Genomic DNA, 12,037 nt, shown 5'->3' with positions numbered 1-12,037 from the left:
GAGGGCCCGGCGAGCCGGGCCCTCCGTGTTGCATGCCGCGATCAGCGCTTGGAGGAGGCGTACTCGATCTCCACCGGGTCGGCGCATTCCTGCGTACCGTTGTTGCACAGCTTGTAGCTCATGGTGCCGGCACCGATGATCCGGAAGGTATCGGTGGTGGCGCCGTTGTTGCGCACGGTCTTGAGGATCGCGCCGTTGCGGTAGACGTCGATGTTGCGCTTGCCCTTGAGCCAGGTCAGGTCCACGCGGGTGCGGTGGTTGGTCAGCGGGGTCGCCTCGGCCTCGACCGCGCGCGGCCAGTTGGCGTCGGTGAAGCTGGGGTACAAGGACACGCCGGCCGAGTTGCTGAAGCCCTTGATCGTCACGTACCAGATGCCGCCCTGCGGTGCCGGGAAGAAGCAGTTCTCGTTGTTGCCGGAACTGAACGGACGGCAGTCGTAGGAGGTGTTGGTCGGCGGGGTGCCGCGCTTGACGTAGATGTCCGCGTCGCCGGTGCCGCCGTACATGGCGAACAGCAGGTTGGACGCGCCGTTGGGCACCAGCAGCTGATAACGCACGTTGCCGCCGGCCAGCACTTCGATGCCGGTGACGGTGACGCCGTTGGACAGCTCGATCGCCGGCGGCGGAGCCGGCGGCGGCGGCGGATCGGCCGGCAGCGGTTCGGCGCCGGAGGCCACGGCCACCGCGTAGCGGGCGTCGACGATGCCGGCGCCGCAGGGCTTGTCGTAGTTGCAGCCGGCCGGGAAGCCGCCGGAGGCGTAGGCGGTGTTCTCCAGGATCTTCTTGATCTCCGCCGGGGTCTTCGGTGTCGGCGCCACGGCCTGCATCAGCGCGACCACGCCGGCGACGTGCGGAGACGCCATCGAGGTGCCCGCCATCCAGGCGTAGCCGTCGCCTTCCTGGCCCTGCAGGCCCAGGTTGAGGGTCGACAGGATGTTGTCGGCCGCCGGCGTCACGCCCGAACCGCCGGGCGCGGCCACGTCGACCACCGTGCCGAAGTTGGAGTAACCGGCCAGCGTGCCGGTCGGGCCGACCGCGGACACGGTGATCACGTCGTTGCAGCTCGCCGGCGAGTAGCCGGCCGCATCGGCCGAGGAGTTGCCCGCCGCCACCACCACCGTGGTGCCGCGACCGGCCGCCGCGGTGTAGGCGGCCTGTTCTGCGACCGAGCACGCGCCGCCGCCGCCGAGGCTGAGGTTGATGACCTCGGCCGGCGTGGCGTTGGCCGGCACGCCGGCGACGGTGCCGCCGGAGGCCCAGGTCACCGCGTCGATGATGTCGGACTCGTAACCACCGCACTTGCCCAGCACGCGCACCGGCTGGACCTTGGCGCCGAAGGCGACGCCGGCCACGCCGACGCCGTTGTCGGTCGAGGCGGCGACCGTGCCGGACACGTGGGTGCCGTGCCAGCTGCTGTCTTCGGGGATGCCGAAGATGTTGCATTCGCCGTCGTGCCAGTCGCCCGGATCGTTGGGGTCGGCATCGCGGCCGTCGCCGTCGACGCTGACGTCGGTGTCGATGATGAAGTCGTAGCCCGCCACCAGGTTGCCGACCAGGTCCGCATGCGGGGTGATGCCGGTGTCGAGCACCGCCACCACCACGCCGTCGCCGGTGCTCAGGTCCCAGGCCGGTTCGGCATTGATGCCGCCGGGGCCGTTCTTGTAATGCCACTGCTGCGCGTAGCCCGGATCGTTCGGGACCAGCAGCCGCTGGCGCAGGCGATCGGGTTCGACCGCGAGCACGTTGGGGTCCTTCATCAGCTCGATCATCAGCTGCTTGCTGGCCGCGCTGTCGAGCTTGCGCTCGGTGCGGATCAGCGCGCTGCCGGTGGCGAGCGTGCGCATCGGCGCGATGCCCAGGCCCAGCGCCTTCGACGCGCTGGCCAATTGGGTGCCGACCTTGGCCGCGGCGACGCCCTTGGCGTTGGCCGAGCCCTTGTAGGTGATGATGAAGCGGTCGTATTGGGCCGGCTGTTCCTTAGCCGTCTTCGCCGCCTGCGGGGACAAGGTCGATACCTTGGTCTTGTTGGCCGTCGGCAGCTTGCCGCCGGAATAGGCCGCCGGTGCGACCACGATCGCCGTGGCGATGGCCAGTGCGGTCCATTTCATCGAACGTACTTTGCGAGTCATGACAAACATCCTTGATTTCGTAGCTCATGATCCCCGACGCATCCCCTGATGGCGTCGGGCGCTGGTCCGCGGTGATGGCATCTTTCCTTGCCGCGGGACTTCGGTGCGCGGGCTGCGTGCGAGCGCCCGTCCGGGGCGCCGCGCAGTCGCGGTAATGGGGGAGCGGAAGCGTAGGCGGACAGCCTCGCGCATCGGCGTCGCCGTGGCTGCGACGCGCGCGAACGCATCGCCACGCGGCGTGGGCGCGCGTCGGAACGAAGAGGAAGGAACTGCGCGCGCGCCAGGCTCGCCGTCGCGGAGAGACGTGGGAAGGCTGGATGAATCCAGTCGCATGCAGAGGCCCCTGTGTGTAGATCCGGCGCGTCCCGCCCGCGTCGCGCGCGATGGCGCGCGACTCAGCGTCCGTGCTGATTCGATCCCGACGCGACCCCCTGCAGGCGCGTCCATCGCAAGCTAATTCAAGCCTTGCGATGTGCGCAAGTGGCGCGCTCTACGACTAAAGCAGGCATCGGCGATGCGCATCCATGTAACGCCGCATGTAACGCGCATGCGTCGGCGCTGCGTCAAATCGGATGCAATGCTGAATTCGCTGAGAAAAGCGCCGTTCTTCACAAACGCGAACGGGCGCGTTGCACGCGCAAGTCGCGTTCGTCGGCGCGCGCCAATGCCATGTCGATAGTGTGAACTGCGTCGCTGTGCAATTGCGGCGCACGCCGCGTCGCCACGCGGCGAACCCGCACTCAAGCGCGCAACAGCAAGACCAGCGCGATCAGCAGCAGGGACAAGGCCAGCCACGGCCACACGCGGCGCAGGAACGAAGACGGCGAGCTCGATGGCGGCGCGTCGTTCGCGCGATACAGCGGCGCCGGTTCGCTGGAGAGCGGGCCCGGCGCGGCGTCGCGGATCGGATGCAGGCCGATCGGTTCGTACGCGGGCGGTTCGGCCGGCGGTTCCGCGCCGGCCGGCGCAGGTTGCTGCGGATCCGGTCCAGGCGCATGCACGGCCAGGCCGCCGCCGTGCCAACGCCCGTCCTCGCCCAGGGTGTCGACCGCCTCGGGCAGGATCGCGGCCGAGGCGCTGGCCACAGCCGCCGCGGGCAGGTCCAGGGCCTGGGCGAGGGCGGCGATCTCGGCCTCGCCGAATACCCGCTCCAACTGGTCGGCGGTCAGCGGCCGATTCGGGCCCGGGGCGATCCAGGACGCCGCCAGCTCCTCCAGGCCCTGGGCCCGGAAGGCCTCGACGAAGCCGGCCGTGCCGCCGCGGGCGGGGTCGAAGATGCGGTCCAGCCAGGCCGCCAGCAGGCGCCGGGCCTGGTCCGGGCTGAGGCCATGGCGGCTGCCGACCTGGTCCAGCAGATGTTCGAACATACGGCGGTCCCGGGGGTGAGGGGCGGCCACGGGGTCCTTCGCAGCCCACTCAATACAACATGAGACGCGTTAAGGCCGCGCCAGCGGCCCCGGGGGCGGGCGGGGCGCGGTCCCGGCGGACCGGGATAGTTGCCCTAAGCCGCTGAAGCACCTACAATTCCGCTTCTGTCCGCCCGCTATTGGGTGCGGCAGCGACCAAAATAACTACAGAGGAATACCGGTCATGTACGCAGTACTGGTCACCGGCGGTAAGCAATACCGCGTGATGCAAGGCGAGACGCTCCGCGTCGAGCTGCTCGATGTCGAAGCCGGCAGCGAGATCAAGTTTGACACCGTCCTGATGCTGGGCGATGGCGAAGGCGTGAAACTCGGCGACGCGCTCAAGGGCGCCAGCGTCACCGCCAAGGTCGTCGGCCACGGCCGCGCCGACAAAGTGCGCATCGTCAAGTTCCGCCGTCGTAAGCACCATCGCAAGCAGATGGGCCACCGTCAGCACTACACCGAAATCGAAATCACCGGCATCGCCGGTGGTGACAACAAGTAAGGAGCAGCAGCCATGGCACATAAAAAGGGCGTAGGTTCTACCCGCAACGGCCGCGACTCCAACCCGAAGTACCTGGGCGTGAAGATCTACGGCGGCCAGGCCATCGAGGCCGGCAACATCATCGTGCGTCAGCGCGGCACCCAGTTCCACCCGGGCGCCGGCGTCGGTCTCGGCCGCGACCACACCCTGTTCGCGCTGGTCGACGGTAAGGTCGAGTTCTCGACCAAGGGTCCGAAGAAGCGCCGCACCGTCAGCGTCGTCGCCTGAAGCGCGACGCGCGGTACGCGAAGGGCCCCGCTTCGGCGGGGCTTTTCGTTTCTAAGCCGGGAATCGGGAATGGGGAATAGGGAATCGTCAAAGCCCCCGCTCTCCATTTCCGGCTTCGAAGCTTCGTAGCGCTAAGATCTTGCTGTAACGCTTTGCCGATTCTCCATTCCCCATTCTCGATTCCCGTGCTCCTATGAAACTCGTCGACGAAGCAGAAATCCAAGTCATCGCCGGTAACGGCGGCAACGGCTGCATCGGCTTCCGTCGCGAGAAGTTCATCCCGCTGGGCGGGCCGGACGGCGGCGACGGCGGTGCCGGCGGCAGCGTCTGGCTGGTCGCCGACGAGAACGTCAACACCCTGGTCGATTTCCGCCACCAGAAGCAGTTCCGCGCCCAGCGCGGCGAGAACGGCATGGGCCGCCAGGCCTACGGCAAGGGCGGCGACGACCTGGTCATCGTCGTCCCGGTCGGCACCGTGGTCACCAACGTCGAAACCGACGAAGTCATCGGCGACCTCACCAGCAACGGCGACCGTCTGCTGGTCGCGCGCGGCGGCAAGGGCGGCCTGGGCAACATGCATTTCAAGAGCTCGACCAACCGCACGCCGCGCAAGGCGCTGCCGGGCCTGCCGGGCGAGCAGCGCGAGCTCAAGCTCGAGCTCAAGCTGCTGGCCGACGTCGGCCTGCTGGGTTTCCCGAACGCCGGCAAGAGCACCCTGATCCGCGCGGTCTCGGCGGCCACCCCCAAGGTCGCCGACTATCCCTTCACCACCCTGTATCCGAACCTGGGCGTGGTCAGCGTCGAGGCGCACCGCAGCTTCGTGATCGCCGACATTCCGGGCCTGATCGAAGGCGCCGCCGACGGCGCCGGCCTGGGTGCGCAGTTCCTGCGCCATCTGCAGCGCACCCGCCTGCTGCTGCACCTGGTCGACATCGCGCCGATGGAAGGCGGCGTGGAGGGCGTGAGCCCGGCCGAGCAGGTGCGCGCGATCGAGCGCGAGCTGGCCAAGCACGATCCCGAACTGCTGGCCAAGCCGCGCTGGCTGGTGCTCAACAAGGCCGACCTGCTGCTGGAAGAAGAGCAGCAGGCCGCGGCCCAGGCCGTCATCGACGAGCTGGGCTGGAAGGACCGCTGGTTCCTGGTCTCGGCGATCGGCCGCGACGGCACCTGGCCGATCATGCTCGAGGTGATGGCCTTCTTCGACCGTCAGCGCGAAGAGGCGCTGGAAGCCGCGAACGCCGCCGGCGACCATGCGCCCTGAGCCGCGGGCTCGGCGTTCAATTCCGATCCGTTCCGGCGCCCGTCGCGCGCCGACCGTCGTCGCGCGCAGTGCGGGCCGCGCCGTCGCCACGCAAGGCGAGGGCGCGCGTGACTTCTTACTCGCTTCACCGGTGGCGCCGACGATGCGCCGCATGCCGGATCCCTCACGCTATGCGGCGTCCGCCGCGATCGCCGTCGACCGGGTCGGCGCGTGCGGCGTTTTTCGCGCGGGCCTCAAAAGCAAAAACCCGGCCGAAGCCGGGTTTTCGCATGCTGCTGCGGCGCAGGCCGCAGCCGCGTCGACATCAGGCGGCGGACAGCGCCTTGATGCGGGCCGACAGGCGGCTCTTGTGGCGCGCGGCCTTGTTCTTGTGGATCAGACCACGGGAGCTGAAACGGTCGAGGATCGGCTGGGCGACGTCGAACGCGGTCTTGGCACCAGCGGCGTCGTTCTCGCCGAGGGCCTTCAGCACCTTCTTCACGGCGGTACGCAGCATCGAACGCTGGCTGGCGTTACGGGCATTGCGCACGACCGTCTGCTTGGCGCGCTTCTTGGCGGACTTGATGTTTGCCACGGGTGGTTTCCTGGAAAAAATTTGGTTGAAAGCTGGATGGAACTGGGTGCAAAAATGCAATTGCGGAAAATCAGACCCAAAAGTATGGCCGATTCAGTGACTTGCGTCAACTGGGCCGCCGCCGCGCCGGGAACGGCCGGGGGCGGGCGATGAGCCGGGGCGGTTTGCTGCGCTCCTCGGTGGTTTTCAGCGCCATGACCCTGATTTCGCGGGTCTCCGGCCTGGTCCGCGACCAGGTCTACGCCTGGCAGTTCGGCGCCAGCCCGGCCATGGACGCCTTCTTCATCGCCTTCCGCATTCCCAACTTCCTGCGCCGGCTCTCGGCCGAGGGCTCGTTCTCGATGGCCTTCGTGCCGGTCCTGGCCGAGTACAAGGAAAACCGGGACCACGCCGCGGTCAAGGACCTGGTCGACCGGGTCACCGGCACCCTGGCCGCCGCCCTGCTGGTGCTGACCGCGGTGGTGGTGCTGGCCGCGCCCTGGGTGATGCAGCTGTTCGCGCCGGGCTTCGAGCCGGGCAGCGAGCAGTACCGGCTGGCGACCCGGATGCTGCAGATCACCTTCCCCTACGCCTTGTTCATTTCGCTGGCCTCGCTGGTCGGCGGGGTGCTCAACAGCTACGAGCGTTTCGCGATCCCGGCGCTGTCGCCGGTGCTGCTGAACCTGTCGATGATCGCGGCCGCGGCCTGCGCCGCGCCGCTGATGCAGCCGCTGGGCCTGGAGCCGGTGCTGGCGCTGGCCTGGGGCGTGTTCGTGGCCGGCATCCTGCAGTTGCTGTTCCAGCTGCCGGCGCTGGCCAAGCTGGGCCTGCTGCCGCGCCCGCGCTGGGGCGGGGCGCATGCGGGCGTGCGCAAGATCATGCGGCTGATGGTGCCGACCCTGTTCGGCTCCTCGGTGGCCCAGCTCAACCTGCTGCTGAACACCGCGCTGGCCTCGTTCCTGATCGCCGGCAGCGTGACCTGGCTCTACCTCACCGACCGCCTGCTGGAATTCCCGCTGGGCATGTTCGGCGTCGCCATCGGCACGGTGATCCTGCCGCACTTGTCCAAGCGCCACGCCGCCACCGATCCGCAGGGTTTTTCCAAGGGCCTGGACTGGGGTTTCCGGCTGTGCCTGCTGATCGGCATCCCGGCCTGCCTGGGCCTGGTGCTGTGCGCCGAGGCCCTGATCGCGACCCTGTTCCAGTACGGCCGCCTCAGCGCCAGCGACACTGCGATGATCCGCCTGAGCCTGATGGCGCAATCGACCGCGGTGCCGGCCTTCTTGCTGGTGAAGGTGCTGGCGCCGGCGTTCTATTCGCGCCAGGACACCAAGACCCCGGTGAAGTCGGCGGTGGTGTCGGTGATCGTGAACCTGCTGGCGACGCTGACCCTGCTGCTGGCCGCGCTGTACTTCACCGACGCCGGCCAGGCCGCGCTGGCGCGCAGCGGCGGCCGCCTGCGCGAAGCCCTGGGCTATCTGCCCGGCGCGCACGCCTGCCTGGCGCTGGCGATCGCCATCGCCGGCTGGGTCAACGCGCTGCAGCTGGCCTGGTACCTGCGCCACGCGCGGGTCTACGCGCGCCAACCCGGCTGGGGCCGTTTCCTGCGCCAGATCGGCGTGGCCGCGCTGGCGATGAGCGCGGTGGTGCTGGCCCTGCTGTGGCTGTGGCAGGGCTGGACCGCCTGGCCCTGGTGGGAGCGCGGCTGGAAACTCGCGGTGGTGGTCGGCGCCGGCGGCGCCGCCTATGCCGCGATGCTGTGGCTGCAGGGCATCCGCCCGCGCGACCTGCGCGGGCACTGAGTCCACCGCGGGCGGCTTGAGAGTCGCCCGCGGCGGCTATACTTCCTGATTCATCCTTTTGAACGCTCCCAGCGAGCCGGTCCCCCACGCAATCCAATGAGCAGGCTGTTTCGTGACGTCGAGGGCGGGCCCCGTTGCCCGCACGGCAGTGTGGTCTGCATCGGCGCCTTCGATGGCCTGCACCTCGGGCATCGCGCGCTGGTGCGCCACACGGTCGCGCGTGCGCATGCGCTGGGCCTGGCGGCGGTGGCCTTGAGCTTCGAACCGCTGCCGCGCGAATTCTTCGCCCCGTCGGCGCCGCCGCCGCGCCTGCTGCTGCCGCGCGCCAAGGCCGAGGGCCTGCTGGCGCTGGGCGCCGATCAGGTCGGCCTGCTGCGTTTCAACGCCCGCCTCAGCGGCCTGGACGCGCAGGACTTCGTGCGCCGGGTGCTGGTCGAGCGCCTGAGCGCGCGCGAGGTCTGGGTCGGCCCGGAGTTCCGTTTCGGCAAGGCCCGCGGCGGCGATATCCAACTGCTGCGCCGGCTCGGCCAGGACCACGGCTTCGAGGCGCACGAGATCGATCCCGTGCACCACGACGGCGAGCGCGTCTCCAGCACCCGCATCCGCACCGCCCTGCTGGCCGGCGACTTCGCCGCCGCGGCCGCCTTGCTCGGCCGCCCCTACGCGATCGGCGGGCGGGTGGTGCGCGGCCGGCAGCTCGGCCGCACCCTCGGCTTTCCCACCGCCAACCTGCGTTTCGGCGGCAAGACCCCGGCGCTGTCGGGCATCTACGCGACCTGGGTGCACGGCCTCGGCGACCGCCCGCACGCCTCGGTGTCCAGCCTGGGCACGCGGCCCACCGTCGACGGCGTCGAGCCCTTGCTCGAAGCGCATCTGTTCGACTTCGACGGCGACCTGTACGGCCGCCGCATCGAGGTCGAGTTCGTCGCCCACCTGCGCGCCGAGCTCAAGTTCCCCGACCTGGCCTCGCTCACCCAGCAGATGCACCGCGACGCCGCCCAGGCGCGCGAGCACCTGCGGCTGGACGCGCAGCGCCGTTCGCTGCAGGCGGCGCCGCCCACCGATCTTCCGCAACACGACCCTCGACGTGCGTCTACGTCGCCAGCTCGGGCCGCCGACGCGGCCGAGAAAACTGCCTGAGACCCGCTGTGACCAACGACCCCAGCCAACCCGCCCCCGGCAACGCCTACAAGGCCAGCCTGCTGCTGCCGGCGACCGATTTCCCGATGCGCGGCGACCTGCCCAAGCGCGAGCCGGAAACCCTGGCGCGCTGGGAAAGCGAAGGCCTGTACCAGCGCATTCGCGAGAAGACCGGCGGCCGCGAGCGCAGCTTCGTGCTGCACGACGGCCCGCCCTACGCCAACGGCGAGATCCACGTCGGCCACGCGGTCAACAAGGTGCTCAAGGACATCGTGGTCAAGTCCAAGCTGCTGGCCGGCTTCGACGCGCCCTACGTGCCGGGCTGGGACTGCCACGGCCTGCCGATCGAGCACAAGGTCGAGAAGGAGTTCGGCAAGGTCGGCAGCACGGTCGACGGGCGCGTGCTCGACGCCGCCGAATTCCGCGCCAAGTGCCGCGAGTACGCGACCAGCCAGATCGACATCCAGCGCCGCGGCTTCAAGCGCCTGGGCGTGACCGGCGATTGGGACAACCCCTACCGCACCATGGATTTCCGCTACGAGGCGGACATCATGCGTTCGCTGGCCAAGATCGTCGATCGCGGCCACCTGGTGCGCGGCTCCAAGCCGGTGCACTGGTGCTTCGACTGCGGCTCGGCCCTGGCCGAGGCCGAGATCGAATACCAGGACAAGGAATCCACCGAAATCTACGTGCGCTATCCGGTGCTGGACCGCAAGCGCGTGTTCGACGCCTTCGGCATCGCCGACGACGGCGCGCCGCTGTCGGTGCCGATCTGGACCACCACGCCGTGGACCCTGCCGGCCAGCCTGGCGGTGACGTTGGGGCCGGACGTGGAGTACATGCTGGTCAAGCTGGAGCCGGGCAGCGAAGGCCTGTTCCGCGAGGACGGCCAGCGCCCCGAATACCTGCTGGTCGCGCACGACCTCACCGCCGGTTTCCTGTCCACCCTGGCCAGCCGCGAGGCGCTGAAGCAGGGCGCCAGCGTGCAGGCGGCCGAGTGGGGCCCGCAGCCGGGCGTCGCCTTCGAAGGCCTGCGCCTGCAGCACCCGTTCTACGACCGCGAAATCCCGGTGCTGCTGGGCGACCACGTCACCGTCGACGCCGGCACCGGCGCCGTCCACACCGCTCCCGGCCACGGCCAGGAGGACTACGCGGTCGGCCTGAAGTACGGCCTGATCGAGCGCTACAGCGCCGCCCAGATCAACCCGGTCGACGCGCGCGGCCTGTACCTGCCGTCCACGCCGCCGGCCGACGGCCACGCGCTGGCCGGCCAGCACATCTTCAAGATCGATCCGCTGATCGTCGAGGTGCTGCGCGCGCGCGGCGCCTTGCTCGCCGCCGGCCGCATCAAGCACAGCTACCCGCACTGCTGGCGCCACAAGACGCCGGTGGTGTTCCGCGCCACCCCGCAGTGGTTCATCTCGATGGAGCAGGCCGGCCTGCGCCGCGACGCGCTGGCCGCCATCCCGGGCGTGTCCTGGGTGCCGGGCTGGGGCGAGGCGCGCATCTACAACATGATCGAAGGCCGCCCGGACTGGACGATCTCGCGCCAGCGCTACTGGGGCGTGCCGATCGCGCTGTTCTTCCATCGCGAGACCGGCCTGCCGCATCCGCGCACCGGCGAGATCATGCGTCAGGTCGCCGACGCGGTGGAACGCGAAGGCACCGACGCCTGGTACGCGATGACCGCCGAACAGCTGCTGGGCGACGAAGCCGGCGACTACGAGAAGGTCAACGACATCCTCGACGTCTGGTTCGACTCCGGCACCAGCCACGAATGCGTGCTGGCCCAGCGCCCGCAGGACGGCCTGCACAAGCCCGCCGACCTCTACCTGGAAGGCTCCGACCAGCACCGCGGCTGGTTCCACAGCGCGCTGCTCAGCGGCGTGGCCATGGACGGCGTGGCGCCGTACCGGCAAGTGCTGACCCACGGCTTCACCGTGGACGAGCACGGCAAGAAGATGTCCAAGTCGATGTTCAACGCGCTGGCGCCGGACAAGGTCACCGACACCCTGGGCGCCGACGTGCTGCGCCTGTGGGTGGCCTCGACCGAGTTCCGCAACGAGATGACGGTCTCCGACAAGATCCTCAAGCAGAACGCCGACGTCTACCGCCGCATCCGCAACACCGCGCGCTTCCTGCTGGGCAACCTCAGCGGCTTCGACCCGGCCCGCGACCTGGTCGCGCCCGCCGACATGGTCGCGCTGGACCGCTGGATCGTGCACCGCGCCGCCGAACTGCAGGACCGCATCGCCGCCGCCTACGAGCGCTACGACTTCGCCGAGATCGTGCAGGCGCTGTCCAACTTCTGCAGCGTCGACCTGGGCTCGCTGTACCTGGACGTCACCAAGGACCGCCTGTACACCATGCAGGAGGACTCGCGCGGCCGCCGTTCGGCGCAGAGCGCGATGTACCGCATCGCCGAGGCCTTCGTGCGCTGGATCGCGCCGATCCTGGCCTTCACCGCCGACGAAATGTGGCGCCACCTGCCGGCCACCACCGAGCACGGCGCGCGCGAAGGCAACGTGCTGTTCACCACTTGGTACGACGGCCTGGCCCTGCTGCCGGAAGACGCCGCGCTCTCGGCCGAGGACTTCGTGCGCCTGCTGGCCCTGCGCGACGACGTCAGCAAGACCCTGGAACCGATGCGCGCCGAAGGCAAGATCGGCGCCGCCCTCGAGGCCGAGATCGCCCTGCGCTGCGGCGTGGCCGACCAGAACTGGCTGGCGCCGTTCGCCGACGAACTGCGTTTCCTGTTCATCAGCGGCGACGTCGAAATCGTCGCCGACGACGCCATCAAGGACATCGCCGTGACCGCCGCGCCCACCGCCAAGAGCAAGTGCGTGCGCTGCTGGCATTACCGCGCCGACGTCGGTGCCGACGCCGACCACCCGGAGCTGTGCGGCCGCTGCGTCAGCAACGTCGCCGGCGCCGGCGAGGACCGTCGCTGGTTCTGAGCCGCCGTCCCTCCGCC

General features: G+C 69.6%; 8 protein-coding genes and 1 pseudogene. 6 read left to right on the top strand and 3 right to left on the bottom strand.

The annotated features are described in order from the left end of the window. Positions 1 to 41: 41 nt before the first annotated feature. Complete coding sequence (locus V1318_RS04770; protein WP_332938159.1) at positions 42 to 2,129, bottom strand: S8 family peptidase; 2,088 nt, start codon at positions 2,127 to 2,129, stop codon at positions 42 to 44. Between the two features lie 740 nt (positions 2,130 to 2,869). Further along, positions 2,870 to 3,496, bottom strand: a complete 627-nt coding sequence (locus tag V1318_RS04765) for a YidB family protein (protein ID WP_332938157.1) — start codon at positions 3,494 to 3,496, stop codon at positions 2,870 to 2,872. 223 nt (positions 3,497 to 3,719) lie between these two features. Here V1318_RS04765 and rplU point away from each other — a divergent pair, with 223 nt between their 5' ends. The 3 genes from rplU to cgtA all read left to right on the top strand — a co-directional run bounded on the left by rplU (position 3,720) and on the right by cgtA (position 5,568). Continuing rightward, the gene (gene rplU / locus V1318_RS04760; RefSeq protein WP_036113830.1) at positions 3,720 to 4,040 is read left to right on the top strand and encodes a 50S ribosomal protein L21; all 321 of its coding nucleotides are present in this window, start codon (positions 3,720 to 3,722) and stop codon (positions 4,038 to 4,040) included. A 12-nt stretch (positions 4,041 to 4,052) separates the two neighbouring features. Further along, entirely contained in the window at positions 4,053 to 4,307 is a 255-nt protein-coding gene (gene rpmA, locus V1318_RS04755) for a 50S ribosomal protein L27 (RefSeq protein WP_056175940.1), read from the top strand. Between the two features lie 193 nt (positions 4,308 to 4,500). After that, positions 4,501 to 5,568 (top strand): Obg family GTPase CgtA, encoded by a 1,068-nt coding sequence (gene cgtA / locus V1318_RS04750; protein WP_332938143.1) that lies wholly within the window; start codon positions 4,501 to 4,503, stop codon positions 5,566 to 5,568. A gap of 304 nt (positions 5,569 to 5,872) precedes the next feature. On the opposite strand, the gene rpsT is transcribed toward cgtA, so the two are convergent. After that, a complete protein-coding gene (rpsT, locus tag V1318_RS04745) occupies positions 5,873 to 6,142 on the bottom strand; it encodes a 30S ribosomal protein S20 (RefSeq protein ID WP_332938141.1) in 270 nt (89 codons plus the stop codon). Between the two features lie 149 nt (positions 6,143 to 6,291). Between rpsT and murJ the strand changes: the two genes are divergently transcribed. The 3 genes and pseudogenes from murJ (at position 6,292) to ileS (ending at position 12,020) form a co-directional block, all read left to right on the top strand. Beyond that, entirely contained in the window at positions 6,292 to 7,923 is a 1,632-nt protein-coding gene (murJ, locus tag V1318_RS04740; protein ID WP_332938139.1) for a murein biosynthesis integral membrane protein MurJ, read from the top strand. 96 nt (positions 7,924 to 8,019) lie between these two features. Beyond that, a pseudogene (locus V1318_RS04735) lies at positions 8,020 to 8,949 on the top strand (bifunctional riboflavin kinase/FAD synthetase); the annotation flags it as partial. A 200-nt stretch (positions 8,950 to 9,149) separates the two neighbouring features. Then, positions 9,150 to 12,020: an isoleucine--tRNA ligase gene (ileS, locus tag V1318_RS04730; protein ID WP_332938350.1), complete on the top strand. Its 2,871-nt coding sequence runs from the start codon at positions 9,150 to 9,152 to the stop codon at positions 12,018 to 12,020. The last annotated feature ends 17 nt before the right edge of the window (positions 12,021 to 12,037 follow it).

Source organism: Lysobacter sp. CCNWLW3, assembly GCF_036697405.1.
GTDB lineage: Bacteria > Pseudomonadota > Gammaproteobacteria > Xanthomonadales > Xanthomonadaceae > Lysobacter.
This window is presented reverse-complemented; position numbering and strand designations above follow the sequence as displayed.